General features: G+C 68.2%; 11 protein-coding genes and 1 pseudogene. 4 read left to right on the forward strand and 8 right to left on the reverse strand.

Translation table 11 applies throughout. The features are described 5' to 3' along the window. A pseudogene (locus G3N61_RS14120) lies at positions 1 to 240 on the reverse strand (hypothetical protein); the annotation flags it as partial. Between the two features lie 150 nt (positions 241 to 390). On the opposite strand from G3N61_RS14120, the gene G3N61_RS14125 reads away from it, so the two are divergent. Beyond that, positions 391 to 1,179 carry a sulfite exporter TauE/SafE family protein gene (locus G3N61_RS14125; protein ID WP_043189331.1) on the forward strand — a complete coding sequence of 263 codons (789 nt, stop codon included), beginning with the start codon at positions 391 to 393 and terminating at the stop codon, positions 1,177 to 1,179. Between the two features lie 210 nt (positions 1,180 to 1,389). Here the strand turns inward: G3N61_RS14125 and G3N61_RS14130 are convergent, their stop codons facing one another. From G3N61_RS14130 to G3N61_RS14140, 3 genes are all read right to left on the reverse strand, one after another. Then, complete coding sequence (locus G3N61_RS14130) at positions 1,390 to 3,213, reverse strand: peptidase S1 (protein ID WP_205822775.1); 1,824 nt, start codon at positions 3,211 to 3,213, stop codon at positions 1,390 to 1,392. A 614-nt stretch (positions 3,214 to 3,827) separates the two neighbouring features. Beyond that, a complete protein-coding gene (locus G3N61_RS14135; RefSeq protein WP_205822776.1) occupies positions 3,828 to 5,918 on the reverse strand; it encodes a D-(-)-3-hydroxybutyrate oligomer hydrolase in 2,091 nt (696 codons plus the stop codon). Between the two features lie 136 nt (positions 5,919 to 6,054). Then, positions 6,055 to 6,420, reverse strand: coding sequence for a BON domain-containing protein (locus tag G3N61_RS14140; RefSeq protein ID WP_043189339.1), 366 nt, complete (start codon positions 6,418 to 6,420; stop codon positions 6,055 to 6,057). A gap of 431 nt (positions 6,421 to 6,851) precedes the next feature. On the opposite strand from G3N61_RS14140, the gene G3N61_RS14145 reads away from it, so the two are divergent. From G3N61_RS14145 to G3N61_RS14155, 3 genes are all read left to right on the forward strand, one after another. Then, positions 6,852 to 8,297 carry a TAXI family TRAP transporter solute-binding subunit gene (locus G3N61_RS14145; protein ID WP_205822777.1) on the forward strand — a complete coding sequence of 482 codons (1,446 nt, stop codon included), beginning with the start codon at positions 6,852 to 6,854 and terminating at the stop codon, positions 8,295 to 8,297. Between the two features lie 94 nt (positions 8,298 to 8,391). Next, positions 8,392 to 9,030: a DsbA family protein gene (locus tag G3N61_RS14150; RefSeq protein ID WP_205822778.1), complete on the forward strand. Its 639-nt coding sequence runs from the start codon at positions 8,392 to 8,394 to the stop codon at positions 9,028 to 9,030. Between the two features lie 379 nt (positions 9,031 to 9,409). Continuing rightward, a complete protein-coding gene (locus G3N61_RS14155; protein ID WP_043189348.1) occupies positions 9,410 to 10,357 on the forward strand; it encodes a LysR family transcriptional regulator in 948 nt (315 codons plus the stop codon). Positions 10,358 to 10,403: 46 nt separating this feature from the next. On the opposite strand, the gene G3N61_RS14160 is transcribed toward G3N61_RS14155, so the two are convergent. From G3N61_RS14160 to xdhA, 4 genes are all read right to left on the reverse strand, one after another. Then, on the reverse strand, positions 10,404 to 10,805 hold the full coding sequence (locus G3N61_RS14160; protein WP_205822780.1) for a nuclear transport factor 2 family protein: 402 nt from the start codon (positions 10,803 to 10,805) through the stop codon (positions 10,404 to 10,406). An 88-nt stretch (positions 10,806 to 10,893) separates the two neighbouring features. Beyond that, positions 10,894 to 11,511, reverse strand: a complete 618-nt coding sequence (gene xdhC / locus G3N61_RS14165) for a xanthine dehydrogenase accessory protein XdhC (protein WP_043189353.1) — start codon at positions 11,509 to 11,511, stop codon at positions 10,894 to 10,896. Positions 11,512 to 11,774: 263 nt separating this feature from the next. Continuing rightward, positions 11,775 to 14,129: a xanthine dehydrogenase molybdopterin binding subunit gene (gene xdhB / locus G3N61_RS14170; RefSeq protein ID WP_205822781.1), complete on the reverse strand. Its 2,355-nt coding sequence runs from the start codon at positions 14,127 to 14,129 to the stop codon at positions 11,775 to 11,777. Positions 14,130 to 14,147: 18 nt separating this feature from the next. Then, positions 14,148 to 15,692, reverse strand: coding sequence for a xanthine dehydrogenase small subunit (gene xdhA, locus G3N61_RS14175; protein WP_205822782.1), 1,545 nt, complete (start codon positions 15,690 to 15,692; stop codon positions 14,148 to 14,150). Positions 15,693 to 16,016: the final 324 nt, after the last annotated feature.

The following is a 16,016-nucleotide window of genomic DNA, read 5'->3' on the forward strand; positions in this document are numbered from 1 at the left end:
GCCGCCGCCGCGCTGATCGGCCTCGCGCTGCGCATCCGGCAGCAGGGTGCCGTCGAAGGCGTCGGCCCCGCGATGCACTGACCGGTGGCCGGCGGCGTCGGCCGCCGCCTTCGAACCCGGGCGCGCACCGTCGCGCCCTTTTTTACCGGTGCCGGACTCGGGCGCCCGCCCCCCGCTTCTCCAGGCCTTTCGGGCCGATCGGCGCGATCGCGCCGGCCACCACGCCCCGCCGCTGTTCAAACGCCTGTTTCACCCCCGCTCCGGATGCCCGCCCCACGGGCTTTCCCCACCGATTTTTAACGCAGTCGTACATCCACGCGCCACTTTTGCGACAATGGCGGACTTTGATCCACGCGCCGCCGCCGAACGCCGCATAACCGTCTGCTTCCGATGTCGCTTCCCCATATCGATCTGCTGTACTCGTTGTCCGGCCTGTTCGTCGGCATCCTCGTCGGCCTGACGGGCGTTGGCGGTGGTTCGTTGATGACGCCGATCCTCGTGCTGCTGTTCGGCGTCCACCCCGCGACGGCGGTCGGTACCGACCTGCTGTACGCGGCCGCGACCAAGGCCACCGGCACGCTCGTCCACGGCCTGAAGGGGTCGATCGACTGGCGCATCACGGGCCGGCTCGCGGCGGGCAGCGTCCCGGCCGCGGCCGTCACGCTGTGGTGGCTGCATACGCACGGGATGAACGCGCCGGGCACCGCGCGGATGATCCAGCTCGTGCTCGGCGTCGCGCTGCTGCTCACGTCGCTCGCGCTGATCTTCCGGCCGCAGCTCACCGCGCTCGCCGCGCGCAACCCGCTCGCGCCGAGCCCCGCGCGCACGCTGTGGTCGACCGTGCTGACGGGCGCCGTGCTCGGCGTGCTCGTGTCGATGACGTCGGTCGGCGCCGGCGCGATCGGCGTGACCGTGCTCCTGCTGCTGTATCCGGCGCTCGCGACGACCCGCATCGTCGGCTCCGACATCGCGCACGCGGTGCCGCTCACGCTCGTCGCGGGCATGGGTCACTGGCTGCTCGGCTCGGTCGACTGGTCGATGCTGCTGTCGCTGCTGCTCGGCTCGCTGCCCGGCATCGTGCTCGGCAGCCTGCTGTCGGCGCGCGCGCCCGAGCGGCTGCTGCGCAACCTGCTCGCCGCGACGCTCGTCGCGGTCGGCGTACGGCTGGTGCTCGCGTAAGCGGCGCGGCCGCCCCTCCCCCGCAGTCACCCCCCGCCGGCGCACGATGCGCCGGCCCGTCTCCCGCTTCACAAAAAAACAGCCCGACCGGCCTGCGCCGATCGGGCTGTCGTCCATCCAGGGCGATGCGATCCGCGCACGGCCCGGCGGCGAACCGGGCGACACGCATCGCATCGCATTGCAGCGGGCGGTGCACGCCGCCCGCTGCGCTTACTGCCCCTGCTGCTGCAGCTTCTGCTGCTTGAGCTGCTGCGTGCGCATCTGCAGCTTCAGCACGCGCTGCAGCGCGGTGCGGTTGGCCAGGATGCCATCGTAGAAGTTGGCCAGATCGCCCTTCAGCGCGGTCCGCGACGCGTCGTTCAGGTAGATCATGTGGCCCGACGGGTAGTTCTTGATCGTCAGGTTCTGCGCCTTGAGCGTCGGATCGAGCGGCATCTGCGCGAGCGTCAGCTCCGTCTGGTGGAACGGCGTGACGGCGTCGAAATAGCCGTTGGCCGACAGCACCTTCAGGTCCGGGTTCACGCTCATCGTCGACGCCAGGTCGCCGGCCGTGTACAGCGTATTGCCGCCGCCCTTGTTCGCGCCGGTCGGGTCGATGTGGCTGAAGTCCCAGTTGTTGAAGACCTGGTCGTTCAGGTCCACGAACGACGACGTCGACGTGTACTTGAGGTCGGTGTTGATGTAGCTGTTCCACAGCACCGTGTACGCGCCGCCGACGTTCGTGATCGACGGATCGTTGCTGCCCGAGTTCGGCAGGATGTACGGCGCGATGCCCTTGCCCGTGAAGTTCGCGCGACCGTCGTACTGGCCGATCTGCGTGCCCGGCACGAGCGTCAGGAAGAACGTGTACGGCGGGTTGTCGTCCGACGACGGCACGTTGCCGAGCGCGGCCGGGTTGCCGAACGTCTGGATCAGCGACGTCGGATCCGTGCCGATGTACGAGCCCATCTGCTGCGCGGTCTGCAGGTTCAGGTTCAGGCGCACGTTCACGAAGCCGCCGTCCTGCGGGTTCGGCTTCTGCGCGAGCGGCGCGAGCGTGTTGTCCGCGTAGTTGCGGGCCTGGATCATGTACGCGTCGAGATCGGTCGGCGTCGGGTTGAGCGTCGTCTTCTTCCAGTAGAACGCGTCGGCCGCGAGCGTCGGGAACGTGCCCGGCGCGGACAGCGCGTTCGCGTAGTCGAGGATCGACGACTGCAGCGTGATGCCGTTCAGGTCGATGCCGTCCTCATGCAGCACCCACGACACGACCGCGCTGCGCGCGGTGCCGTACGACTCGCCGTACAGGAACTTCGGCGAGTTCCAGCGCGAGTACTTGGTCAGGTAGCGCTGGATGAAGCGGTCGATCGAGCGGGCATCCTGGTCGGTACCCCAGAAGTCCTTGTTCTTGGCCGGGGCGATCGCCGCCGAGTAACCGGTGCCGACCGGGTTGATGAACACGAGGTCGGTACGGTCGAGCAGGCTGTCCGGGTTGTCGAGCAGCTTGTACGGCGCGGGCGGCGTGAAGTTCGGGAACGACGACTGCAGGCGCTTCGGCCCGTACGAGCCGAGCAGCAGGTAGACCGACGACGAGCCGGGGCCGCCGTTGTAGAAGAACGTGACCGGGCGCGGCTTCGACGGATCGGGATTGTCCTGCGTGTACGCGACGTAGAACATCTTCGCGTTCGGCGCCGACGTGGTCGGGTCGATCGTCGTCAGGTGGCCGGTGGTGGCCGTGTAGTTGATGGTCTTGCCGCCGACCGTGACCGTGCGGTGCACGACGGCCGCCCCTTCCGTGGAATCCGTGACCGCGTCGTTCGGCCCGGTGCCGTACACGTCGTTGTCGACGTACGGCTGGTCGGCCGGCGTGGCATTCGTTGCGTTGGTGCTGGCCGACGTGCTGCCGTTGGACGTCGTCGCGGCCGCGTTGGCGGCCGCGGCCGGGCTCGACCCGTCGTCGCCGCCGCACCCCGTGACGAGCAGCGCTGCGGCGAGCGGCACGCTCAGTGTCGTTCCGAATAGCGCGAAACCGTCTTTCAAGGACTTCCGTGTCGTCATTATTGCCTCTCGAACAGAACGATAAATACCGCCGGTCGCAAAGGATCATTTGCGCCGGCGCTCCGCACCAGGAATGCATTCGTTATGCGACGCACTCCGAGTTTTTTACCGGATCGGCAAATACCGATCGGCACGATTTACCCCACCCATATTTTTTTGCGACTGCACAATGAAATCCATTCCACTGCAAACGACAATTCAATAATCCGCAGCAATACGAATTCACTCAACGAATTTGCACTTGCACAAAATCGACGGCAAAAACATGCCCCACAAGGCCCGCCCAACAAGGGCATCTCGCTTCGAACAGACGAACAATCCCCCTCGGCGAGCTGCCGATTAATCGCAAATCTGCGATCAATCGCGACTCGAGCCGATTTAATAAAATCGAAAGGATCGATTAACTAAATGGAAAGGAATGCCTCGTATCTAGAATTTATTAAATTAAGTGAAAATACCGGCGCATATTAGGGCCCCGATTTACCACCGTAAAGTAATAATTTGTTACGGCACTCGCCATTCCGATAAAAGGCAGTGCGGGACCGATTCCAGACCACCCAAAAGAAAAAGCCGGACGACTGTCCGGCTTGGTGAGGGCGGCGCGGCGGACGCCGTCAGAGCGGCACGTCGATCGCGCCGGCGCCGACCGTGATCGCGTTCGCACCCGGCGCCGCCGAGATCGGCGGCAGGTTCGCGCTCGTCAGCGCGGGCGCGGCGCCCGGCGTGCCGCCGCGCGGCACCGTGCGGATCACCTGCGACGGCGGCAGCGGCGCGCCGTTCTTCAGGTGCTTCCACATCAGGTTCAGCGCCTGCAGGTTGTAGTAGTGAACCGGCACGAAGCGCGTGTCGAAGCCCGGCACCGGCAGGAACGCGTCGAAATGCTGGCCGTTCGTCACCTCGTAGAACACGAGCTGGCTGCGCCCGCCTTCGCTGATGCCGTTCTGCGCGACATACGCGCGCGATGCGTGGTTCACGGGCACGAGCGCATCGCTGCGGCCCTGCACGATGATTGCCGGCTTGCCCTGCAGGTTCGCGTTCACGCGCACCGCGTCGACGTTCGCGGGCATCCCGAGCATCCCGTTGGTCCACAGCTGGCGCAGGCACAACGCGCCCGCGAAGCTCGCATCGGGCGTCGCGAGCCGGTGGTCGACGCCCGCGCCCGTGTTGAACACGAGGTCGATGCCGGCCGTGGGCGGCACGCCGTTGCCGACGCCGAACACGGCCGGCATCGGCGACGTGGCGGGCGCGGCGACAGCGCCCGTCGCCGGGTTCGTCGTCGCGAAGCTGAAATTGCACAGGTTGTCGGTGACGCGCGAGCGCGTGTACGCGTTCGCATACGTGACCGCGATCGCCGGCATCGCCTGCGAATCCCACATCGGTGCTTGCAGCAGGTCGGAATCGGCGAGGTAGCCGGCCGCGTGGAGCTGCGCGAGCGCGTCGGCAGCCTGGCTTTGCGTATCGGCGCCCGACACGAGCCCGGCCGCGGCGAGCGTCGCGCAGCGCTGGGTGCGGATCGACTGCGTGGTCGCCGCCGGCAGCGCGCTCAGGTACGGCGCGCCGGCGAGCGACGCCGACGCGGCCGCGCACGGCTCCAGCAGGTTCGCGAGCGTCGCGTAATCGGCCAGCGGCCGGCCGAACGACGGCACGGTCTGGCCGCCGGAGCGCACGACCGCATTCGGCGCCATCCGCACGTTGATCTGCGGTTCGCCGACCACGACCGCGGTGATCCAGCCGCGGCTATCCTGCTCGGCCGCCGCGAGCGACGCACCGCCGCCATTGCTGACCGACGCGGCGATCGTCGTGATGTCGCCCGCGCGATAGCGTACGCCGTGATGCGAGCCGTCGATCAGCGGTCCGAACTGCTCGTTGAGCGCCCAGTACGCGAACTCGACCGACTGCAGCGTCACGCGCCCCCAGTCCTGCTCGGGGTTCTGCTGCGAATGCGCGTGCTTGAACGCGTAGCGGTTCGGGAAGCGGGAATTGAACGTGGCGAGATCGCCGCTGGTGACGTTCGCGGTGAACAGGCTCGCGGTGCCGGCCAGCACCGCGTTGGCGAGCGTACCGTCGATCAGCGTGACGGTATCCGACATCAGCTCGTGCGCGCCGTTGCCGCCGCCCTTGTCGTTGTAGGCCACCGCGCAGCCGCGCTTGAGCGCCCATTCGCCGGCCGCGGAAATCGCGCCGTACACGCCGCGCGAACCCGACGACGTCGCCGTGACGATGCACGGCTGCGCGGGATTGAAGCTCGCGGGCACCTGCACCAGCAGCGTGACGTTCTTGCTGCCGCTGCCGTCGTCGGAATACGCGAGATATTCGGTGCCGGGGATCTTGCCTTCGCCGAGCGTGTCGTTGCCGTCGAGGTCGACGTTCGGCCCCCAGAAGCGGCCGTAGCCACCGTTCGCGCTCATGTCGACGAGCGCGCGGTAGTTCGACCAGATCGCGAGGCGGCGCAGCTCGGCGCTCGTCGGCCGGGCGGCATTCGCGAAAGCGGGGGCGCTCGCCGAGCCGAGGCCGGTCTTGCCGAGGCCGGCCGTCAGCAGGTCGTCGCTCGCGCCGTCATAGGCCGTCGTGCGTACGCTGCCGGACACGAAACCGGGCAACCGGTTGCGCTCGGCCGACTCGTCGCCGTTACAGGCGCCGAGTATCGCAACCGCGGCCAGCGCCGCGCCGAAAACCATCCGCCTGCCCCACCCGAGTCTCGTCATCGCCGCCCTCTCGATATCGTTATCGGTCCGCCGCCGCTTCATGCGGCTCGCGGCCTCTCAAGCGCAAACGGGCCCCGGCATGCCGGGGCCCGCCTGAACACGGGCGCACGCGGCGCTCGCGCGCCGCGGCCCGGCATCACTGCTGCTGAACCGTCAGCTTGTTCGCGACCGACGTCACGCCCTTCACGCCCTTGGCTGCAGCTTCGGCCTTGTCGATCTGATCCTGGGCCGGCATCGTGCCTTCCAGCGTGACCGCGCCACCCTTCGAACGCACGACGAGGTTCGACACGTTCACGCCGGCTTCCTTCGAAATCGCCTTGCGCACCGCGTAGCCGAGCTTGCGGTTCGCCTTCTTCGCGGTCTTCGCGGCGGCCTTCGGCGCGCTGGTCGCGGCCGCGGGCGCTTCCGTTGCCGCCGCATCGCTCGACTGCGCATACACGCTGCCCGACAGACAGGCCGCCACGGCGGCGACGCCCAACGCTCTCAACACGATCGACTTCATGCTATCTCCTTATCACTCCGGAACGGCCGTGCACAGTACGGCCGGATACCCCCAAAAACAGCCGGCCCACGCGCGAACGGGCGGGACAGCCGGTGTTTTCCACGGCGATACGAGAGAGGCGAGACGGGCTGGCGGTCGGCGCACGCGAAAAGCGGGCCGGCCGGGCCGGACAGCCGCCGGCCGAACGCGCCCGGTCTGATTGCGTGCCGGGTCGCGCGCAAATCGGGCGCGGCTGCGTCGCACAATGTAATCCAGCGCCCGCGGAAGCGCAAAGCTTTTGACGCGGGGCCGCCCGCCACTGTCGCCGCGGTGCCGCGCCAGGCCGCCCCACTCGCGCACATGCGGCGAAACCGGGTACCATCGCCGCGAGAATCCCCATCGTCCGCGACGACGGTCACCGATCCGTCACGCCAGCGTCATCCGCCGCCCCCATGAAGCCAGCCCGCCCTCGCCCGCCTCGCCGCATCCTCGCCCGCTTCGTCGCGGTGTCGTGGCGCGACCTCGCGCTGTCGATCGGCCCCACCGTGCTGCTCGCCGTCGCGGCCGTCTGGCTCGCGGTCAAGCTGATCCAGCCGGCACCGCCGTCCACGCTCGTGATCTCGTCCGGGCCGCCCGGCAGCACGTACTGGAACGCCGCGCAGAAGTACAAGACGATCCTCGCGAAGAACGGCGTCACGCTCGACGTCCAGTCGTCCGAAGGGTCGGCCCAGAACCTCTCGAGGCTGTCGAACCCGAACGCGCCGGTCGACGTCGGCTTCGTGCAGAGCGGCATCGGCCCGAAGGAGCGCGACGAACACCTCGTGTCGCTCGGCAGCATCGGCTACGTGCCGCTCGCGATCATGTATCGTGGCCCGGTCGTCGCCCGCCTGTCCGACTTCAACGGCAAGCGGCTCGCACTCGGCGCGGAAGGTAGCGGCGCGCGCGAGTTGAGCCTCGCGTTGCTGAAGATGAACGGCATCGTGCCGGGCGGTTCGACCGAGCTGCTGCCCACCGCCGGCGAAGATGCGGCCACCGCGCTGCTCGACGGCAAGATCGACGCGGCGTTCCTGTCCGGCGACTCGACGCAGATCCCGGTGATGGCGAAGCTGTTCCGCGCGCCGGGCGTGCACGTGTATTCGTTCACGCAGGCCGAGGCGTACGCGCGGCGCTTTCCGTACCTGACCGCGATCACGCTGCCGATGGGCGTCTACGATCTCGGCCGCAACCTGCCGCCCGCCGACATCCACACGGTTGCGCCGACGATCGAGCTCGTCGCGCGCGACTCGCTGCACCCGGCGCTGTCCGACCTGCTGATCGAGGCCGCCCGCGAGGTGCACGGCCACGCGACGATCCTGCAGCACGCGGGCGAATTCCCGTCGCCCGTCACGCGCGGCTTCCCGCTCTCCGACGACGCCGCGCGCTACTACAAATCGGGCAAGACCTTCCTGTACCGGCGGCTGCCGTTCTGGGTCGCGAGCCTCGTCGACCGGCTGCTCGTCGTGGCCGTGCCGCTGATCGTCGTACTGATCCCCGGGCTGCGGCTCGTGCCGTCGCTGTACGGCTGGCGCGTGCGCTCGCGCATCTACCGCTGGTACGGCGCGCTGATTTCGCTCGAGCGCAGCGCGCTCGGCGAACACACGGCCGAGGAACGCGTGCAGTTGCTCGACGAGCTCGACGACATCGAGGAAGCGGTGAACCGGATGAAGATGCCGCTCGCCTATGCCGGGCAGTTCTACGTGCTGCGCGAGCACATCGGCTTCGTGCGCGAACGGCTCACCGCGCACGACCAGGACCCGGCGGCCAACCCGCCCGGTGCCGGTGGACAGCCGCACGCACGTGCCGACACTGCGCCGCCGCAGGCTGGCGATCCCCCCCGGGCGACTCCCGGTTCCGCGTGAGCGGACGATCCGCGATCATTGCCGCATGCGCGCGCCGCCGCGTAACATGGAGGCCGCCGCCAGGCGCCGCACGCCCCACCCACTGGAGATCGACATGACAACCGGCCTCGATACCACCCAGCCCGCCTGGTTCTTCGACTTCGTGTCGCCGTTCTCCTACCTGCTGCTCGAACAGCATGACAAGTGGCCCGACGTGCCGTTCGAACCCATCGCCGTGTCGTTGATCGACCTGCAGCGTCACTGGGGGCAGCGCTCCGGCGCCGACGTGCCGGCCAAGCGCGTGTTCACGTACCGTCACGCGCTGTTTCGCGCGGAGCAGCTCGGCATCCGCTTCAAGATGCCGCCCGCGCACCCGTTCGAATCGGACAAGCTGCTGCGCCTCGCGATCGCGCTGCGCGCCGATATCGCGACCGTGCGGGAGATGTTCCGATTCATCTGGCGCGACGGCAACGATCCGTCGACGCCGGAAGGCTTCGCGGCACTGTGCGAGCGGGTCGGCGTCGGCCACGGCGATGAACTGATCGAGTTCGAGGAGACCACCGCGCAACTGGCCCGCAACAACGCCGACGCGATCGCGCTCGGTGTGTTCGGTGTGCCGACGTTCTGGATGAACCAGCAGCTGTTCTGGGGCGAGGACGCGCTGCCGATGGTGCTGTATTGCGCGCGCACGCCGAACTGGCTCGAATCGCGCGAGGTCAAGCGGATCAGCGCGCTGCCGAAGGGCCGTGCGTGATGGCCGGTATCACGCACGCCAACGCGCGGCTGCGGTAAGGTAAGGGTCTGTTTTCAAATGGAACGTGCATGCGAATGCCCGAAATCGCTCGTCCCCCAAGGGGACTTCCTTGCGGGGCGCAGGCAAGAAGTGAGGAGCGCCGTTTGGCCGAGCCAAACAAGCGACGAGCGACGCCGCCATGCGGGCGATTTCGGGCATTCCCGTGGAATAAATAGTTAATTTGGGGTTGCCACGAGAACGGCCGCTCGCCACGTTGTGCTCCTTGCGAATACGTCAGTATTCGCGGCGTCGCACGCCTCGCGAGCGGCCGTTCTCGTGGCAACGCATGCACGTTCCATTTGAAAACAGACCCTTGGCTTCACCTGAATCACCCCAACCGATGGAAGACGACGACCGTACCGCCTCGCTCGATATCTGGCTCGTGCGCGTGTTGCGCACGCTGCTGCTCGAGCGCAGCGTCACGCAGGCCGCGCTGCGGCTGAACCAGACCCAGCCCGCGATCAGCACCGCGCTGCGCAAGCTGCGCGAGACGCTGAACGACCCGATCCTCGTGCGCGGCAAATCCGGCATGGTGCCGACCGAATACGGCGCGTCGCTGCTCGAGGCCGCGCAGCGCGCGCTGCGCGAGGTCGACTTCATCGCGACGCCGCACGGCGACTTCGATCCGTCGTCCGCGCGGCGCACGTTCCGCGTCGCCGCGCCCGACTACCTGAACGATTTCTTCATGCCGACGCTGATCGAGCGCTTTCGCGACGCGGCGCCGCATGCCCATCTGGAAATCGATTCGCTGAATCCCGCGCTCGATCACGCGGGGGCGCTCGAATCCGGCGCGCTCGATCTCGTGATCGGCAACTGGCCGAAGCCCGACCCGCAGTTCGCGCGCCAGGACCTGTTCTCCGACACGATCGTGTGCCTGATGCGCGATGCGCATCCGCTCGCACGCGTGCCGCTCACGCGTGAAGCGTATGCGTCGGCCGCGCACGTCGCGCCGACGCCGTACACCGGCGACAAGCGCAACGCGATCGAGATCGGCCTCGCTCGCGCGCGCCTCACGCGGCGCATCGTGACGACGCTGCCGTATTTCGGGATCGTCCCGCAGGTGCTGCTGCAGTCGGACCTGATCTTCACGACGACGCGCCGCTTCGCGACGCACTATGCGCAGCTGCTGCCGCTCGTCGTCGTCACGCCGCCCGTGCCGTTCCCGCGCATCAAGAGCTACCTGCTCACGCATCCGCAGCCCGACCGCCCGACCGACATCGCGTGGCTGTGCGCGCTGATGCAGAGCGTGTCCGACGAGCTGACGGTTCCCCGCAGCCGCAAGCGCTGAGCCGCGGCACCAAACGCGGCACCAAACGCGGCACGGCCGCTCAAGTTCAGGCCGTGCAGAAGGTTTCCTGCAGATGGGTCCAGCGCACGACGCCCGCCGCGTCGCGCTCGAACACGGCGGTTGCGCGGCGCGCGGGCAGCTCGCCCGAAGCCGCGTGCTGCGCTTCGAGATAGGTGAGCGTCGCATGCGACGCGTCGGCCGCGAGCACGCGCGTTTCCGACAGCGTGATGCGCAGCCCCGACTTCGCGCCGGCAAGCTTGGCGAACAGCGCGCGCGTACCGTCGTGGTCGACCTCGCGGCCGTCGGTCAGGATCATCGTGAAATCGGCGGAAAACGGTGCGAGCATCGCGTCGAGCGCCTCGGGCGCGGTATCGACGCCGGATAGCCAGCGCTCGATGGCGACGAGGCTCGATTCGAGCGTGTCGAGATAAACCTGATGATCGGACATGGCACGTGCACGGTAAGGCGCGGCCCGATGCCGCGCGTCGTCGTGCAGTGTATGCAAAAACGCGCGGCCCTGCGCTGGCCGCGCGGCGCTACCGCGCGCAGGACACGTCGTCGCGCGCCCGCCCCGCTGCGGCTGCCTTCGCGTCGGCCACCGGCATGCCCGAGCGCGCCTGCAGCAGCTCCGCGCACACGGCCACCGCGATCGCGCCCGGCGCCTTGTCGACGATGCCCGCGACGCCGATCGGGCACACCATCTCCACGAGCCGCGCCGGATCGACGCCGCGCGCGGCAAGCCGCCGCTCGAACTTCACGCGCTTGGTGCGCGAGCCGATCATCCCGAAGTACGCGTAGTCGCGCCGCCGCATGATCTGCGCGGCGAGCGAGAAGTCGAGCGCGTGGTTGTGCGTCATCACGAGGAAGTACGCGCCGGGCGGCGCCGCGTCGACGACGGCCTCCGGCGTGTCGGTCGGCTCCGGTTGCACGTTCGGCGGACATTCGTCCGGGAACAGCTCGTCGCGCGTGTCGACCCACTGCACGACGCACGGCAGCGCGCCGAGCAGCGTGACGAGCGCATGACCGACGTGCCCGGCGCCGAACAGCACGATGTGCATCGGCGCCGGCGTACCGGTCGCACGGTTGCGCTGGCCGGTGCCCGGCGCGAACGCCGGGGTCGACGCGGTGCGGAGCGAGCGTGCGGGGCCGTTCATGTCAGCCTCCGCCGGGCCGCCCCAAGGAGGCTGACCGCCCCCTCGGGGGGAGCCGTGCATGGGACCGGAGTAAGCGCTGAAGCGCCAACTCCGGTCGACAGCGAACGAAGTGAGCGTGGGGGTCGTTTCATCTCAGCCTCCGCCGGGCCGCCCCAAGGAGGCTGACCGCCCCCTCGGGGGGAGCCGTGCATGGGACCGGAGTAAGCGCTGAAGCACCAACTCCGGTCGACAGCGAACGAAGAGAACGTGGGGGCCGTTTCATCTCAGCCTGCCTTCGCCGCACGCACTGCGCTGACCGCGCGCAGGATCGACTCGCCGGTAGCCGGCGCATCGAGCGGCGGGTTCACCTTGTAGTCGCCGACCGCGGCCACGGCATCGCGCACCGCGAAGAACACCGAGAACGGCAGCAGCAGCGGCGGCTCGCCGACGGCCTTCGAACGGTGGATGCTGTCCTCGACGTTGCGGTTCTTGAACAGCTGCACGTTGAATTCGGGCGGCGTGTCGTTCACCGTCGGGATCTTGTACGTGGACGGCGCATGCGTCATCAGCTTGCCGCCCTTGTTCCACCACAGCTCCTCGGTCGTGAGCCAGCCCATCCCCTGGATGAACGCGCCTTCGACCTGGCCGATATCGAGCGCCGGGTTCAGCGACGCGCCCACGTCGTGCAGTGCATCGACGCGCAGCGTGCGCATCTCGCCCGTCAGCGTGTCGATCACGACTTCCGACACGGCCGCGCCGTACGAGTAGTAGTAGAACGGCCGGCCCTGCAGCTTCGACTGGTCCCAGTACAGCTTCGGCGTCGCGTAGAAACCGTCGGACCACAGCTGCACGCGCGCGAGGTACGCCTTCGCGATCACTTCGCCGAACGGCACGCCGTTGCCGCCAACCCACACGAAGTCGTTGCCGAACTTCACGTCGGCCGCATCGACCTTGCCGTCGCCGAACTGCTTCGCCGCGAACACCGCGAGCCGCTCGCGCAACTGGCGCGCCGCATCCTGCGCGGCCTTGCCGTTCAGGTCCGAGCCCGTCGATGCAGCCGTCGCGGACGTGTTCGCGACCTTGCTGGTGTCGGTCGCCGTCACGCGGATCCGGCCGAAGCGAATGCCGAGCTCGTGCGCGACGACCTGCGCGACCTTCGTGTTGAGCCCCTGCCCCATCTCCGTGCCACCGTGGTTCACGAGCACCGAGCCGTCGGTGTAGATGTGCACCAGCGCGCCGGCCTGGTTGAAGTGCGTGACGTTGAACGCAATGCCGAACTTCACCGGCGTGATCGCGATGCCCTTCTTCAGCACCGTGTTGCGCGCGTTGAATGCGCGCACGCCCGCGCGCCGCGCGCGGTAGTCGCTCGTCGCTTCGAGTTCGCCGAGCAGTTCCTGCAGCACGTTGTCCTCGACCGTCTGCCCGTACGGCGTGACGTTGCGTTCGGTCTTGCCGTACAGGTTCGCATAGCGGACGTCGAGCGGATCGCGATCGAGCGAACGCGCGACGTCGTCGAGGATGTACTCGATCGCGAACGCGCCCTGCGGGCCGCCGAACCCGCGGAACGCGGTGTTCGACTGCGTGTTGGTCTTGCCGCAGTAGCCAGCGATGTTCACGTCGCCCAGCCAGTACGCGTTGTCGAAGTGGCACACGGCGCGCGTCATCACCGGGCCCGACAGGTCGGCCGAGAAGCCGCAGCGCGACGTCATGTCGAGCGCCACGCCGTCGATGCGGCCGTCGTCGTCGTAGCCGACGTCGAAACGGTAATGGAAATCGTGCCGCTTGCCGGTGATCATCATGTCGTCGTCGCGGTCCGGACGCAGCTTCACCGGGCACAGCAGCTTCCATGCGGCAAGCGCCGCGCAGCACGCGAACAGGCCCGACTGCGATTCCTTGCCGCCGAACCCGCCGCCCATCCGACGGCATTCGACGAGCACGTTGTGCGACGCGACGCCGAGCACGTGCGCGACGAGGTGCTGCATCTCGCTCGGGTGCTGCGTCGAGCAGTACACGTGCATCCCGTCGTCGTCCTTCGGCACCGCGTACGCAATCTGCCCTTCGAGGTAGAACTGCTCCTGGCCGCCGAGCAGCATTTCGCCCGACTTGCGGTGCGGCGCGACGGCGAGCCGCGCAGCCGCGTCGCCGCGCGCGAGCTTCAGCGGCGGGATCACGTAGGTTTCGGCCGCGCGCGCTTCCTGCGCGGTGAGGATCGCCGGCAGCTCCTCGTAGTCGACCTGTGCGCGGCGCGCGGCGAGCCGCGCGGTTTCATGCGACGTCGCGACGACGATGAACATCGGCTGGCCGACGAACTGCACGATGCCCTTCGCGAGCACCGGGTCGTCGTGGATGATCGGGCCGCAATCGTTGACGCCCGGGATGTCGTCGGCCGTGAACACGGCGACCACGCCCGGCGTCGCGCGCACCGCGTCGAAGTTCATCGACACGATCCGCGCGTGCGGCTTCGCCGACAGGCCGAGCGCCGCGTGGAGCGTGCCGGCGACGACCGGGATGTCATCGGTGTAGGTGGCACGCCCGCTGACGTGCAGGTGCGCGGATTCGTGCGCGCGCGAGACGTGCACCTGCGCGGCGTCGGCTTGCGGGTCGAGGGTGCTCAGGAACGGTTCTGCTTGCTGGTTCATGTTCGGTGTTCTCCGTCTTCAGACGCGCGCCGCGTCGGTGCCGACTTCAGCGGCCACTTCACGCACATTCAGGGCTTGCGGCGGCAGCGGGTCGTGCGGGCGCGTCTCCAGCCAGAATCGATACATCAGGTTTTTCGCGGTATCGAGGCGGTACGTGTTCGTCGCGCGCATATCGGACAGCGGCTGGTAGTCGCGCTCGAGCGCCTGCATCGCGGCCTGCGCGGTGGCTTCGTGCCACTGCGCGCCGTCGAGCACGGCTTCCGTGTGGGCCGCGCGCTTCGGCGTCGCGGCCATCCCGCCGAACGCGATGCGCGGCTCGCGGATCATGTCGCCGTCCGCGATGAACGCGAACGCCGCGCACACGGCCGAGATGTCGGAGTCGAACCGCTTCGACAGCTTGTAGGTACGGAACTGCAGCTTCTCGCGCGCGCCGGTGCGGGTCGGCACCTTCAGGCCGACGACGAATTCGTGCGGCGCCATGTCCTTCTGCTGGTAGCCCGTGTACAGCGCCTCGAGCGGCAGCTCGCGCACCGTGTCGCCGCCGCGCAGCACCACGCGCGCGCCGAGCGCGATCAGGCCCGGCATCGAATCGCCGATCGGCGAGCCGTTCGCGACGTTGCCGCCGATCGTGCCGGCATTGCGGATCGGCAGCGACGCGAAGCGCTTCCACATCTCGATCAGCTCCGGATACGTGCCGGCCAGCGCCGTATACGCGTTCTCGACCGTCACGCCCGCGCCGATCTCGATCCAGTCGCCGCGTTCCACGAGGCGCTGCAGTTCGGCGATCTGGCCGACGTAGATCAGGTCGTCGAGCCGACGCATCTGCTTGGTGACCCACAGGCCGATGTCGGTGCTGCCTGCAAGGATGCGCGCGTCGGGCCGCTCGGCCTTCAGCGCGGCCAGCGCGTCGAGCGTGCGCGGCGCCGCGAAGCGCGCGCCGTTGATCGTCGTGTAGTCGAACGTATCGTCGCGCTTGAGCGACGCGAGCGTGCGGGCCAGCGCGGCCGTGTCGACCGGCGCCGACGGCGCCGGCGCATCGAACATCTGCACGGCCGCATCGACGATCGGGCGATAGCCGGTGCAGCGGCACAGGTTGCCCGTCAGCGCATCGGCGATCTCGGTGCGCGTCGGCACGTCCTTCGCCTTCGCGCACGCGCTGCCGCAACCTTCGTGGCCGTGCTTCTCGTACAGCGCCCACATCGACATCACGAAGCCGGGCGTGCAGAACCCGCATTGCGAACCATGGCAATCGACCATCGCCTGCTGCACCGGATGCAGCGAGCCGTCCGGCTGACGCAAATCCTCGACCGTCAGCAGCGCCTTGCCGTCGAGCGTCGGCAGGAACTGGATGCATGCGTTGACGGCCTTGAACTCGACCGCGCCGGCGTCGGTCAGCTCGCCGACGACGACCGTGCACGCGCCGCAGTCGCCTTCCGCGCAGCCTTCCTTGGTGCCGGTGCAATGCGCGTCCTCGCGCAGGTATTGCAGCACGGTGCGGGTAACGTCCGCGCCGCTGACTTCGCGGATCGCGTGACGATGGTAGAAGCGGATCGGCTCACTCATGTCTCGATGGTTCTTCAAATGGGGGGCAAGGCGGCCTGCGCAGTGCGCTCGACCGACGTTTTTCTGACAGTTTGCACGCTATCACCATCAAATTCCGCAACCCATAGCCCATCACGCATGGGGCCCATATAACTGCCGCGATATGAGCGCCGGTGCCGCCCGGCGGCCTTTCCACGCGGGGCTCCCGGTCCCTTCCCTGCGCCCCCGCAACCGTCCGTCATCCTCAAAAACAGGTCGCGATTAACTAAATGGTACCTGCGTGAAAACCGGTTCCATGGGAAAATCCCGATTCCCTTTTTCGCCGTCCCCCGTCCGTTTCGTTCA

Source organism: Burkholderia sp. Ac-20349 (assembly GCF_017104865.1).
Taxonomy (GTDB): domain Bacteria; phylum Pseudomonadota; class Gammaproteobacteria; order Burkholderiales; family Burkholderiaceae; genus Burkholderia; species Burkholderia aenigmatica.

Bases quoted from the DNA above. Each gene is read 5' to 3' on its own strand.
- xdhC (WP_043189353.1), bottom strand. From the start codon at position 11,511: ATGAACGGCCCCGCACGCTCGCTCCGCACCGCGTCGACCCCGGCGTTC.
- xdhA (WP_205822782.1), bottom strand. From the start codon at position 15,692: ATGAGTGAGCCGATCCGCTTCTACCATCGTCACGCGATCCGCGAAGTC.
- xdhB (WP_205822781.1), bottom strand. From the start codon at position 14,129: ATGAACCAGCAAGCAGAACCGTTCCTGAGCACCCTCGACCCGCAAGCC.
- G3N61_RS14155 (WP_043189348.1), top strand. From the start codon at position 9,410: ATGGAAGACGACGACCGTACCGCCTCGCTCGATATCTGGCTCGTGCGC.
- G3N61_RS14135 (WP_205822776.1), bottom strand. From the start codon at position 5,918: ATGACGAGACTCGGGTGGGGCAGGCGGATGGTTTTCGGCGCGGCGCTG.
- G3N61_RS14160 (WP_205822780.1), bottom strand. From the start codon at position 10,805: ATGTCCGATCATCAGGTTTATCTCGACACGCTCGAATCGAGCCTCGTC.
- G3N61_RS14140 (WP_043189339.1), bottom strand. From the start codon at position 6,420: ATGAAGTCGATCGTGTTGAGAGCGTTGGGCGTCGCCGCCGTGGCGGCC.
- G3N61_RS14130 (WP_205822775.1), bottom strand. From the start codon at position 3,213: ATGACGACACGGAAGTCCTTGAAAGACGGTTTCGCGCTATTCGGAACG.
- G3N61_RS14150 (WP_205822778.1), top strand. From the start codon at position 8,392: ATGACAACCGGCCTCGATACCACCCAGCCCGCCTGGTTCTTCGACTTC.
- G3N61_RS14125 (WP_043189331.1), top strand. From the start codon at position 391: ATGTCGCTTCCCCATATCGATCTGCTGTACTCGTTGTCCGGCCTGTTC.
- G3N61_RS14145 (WP_205822777.1), top strand. From the start codon at position 6,852: ATGAAGCCAGCCCGCCCTCGCCCGCCTCGCCGCATCCTCGCCCGCTTC.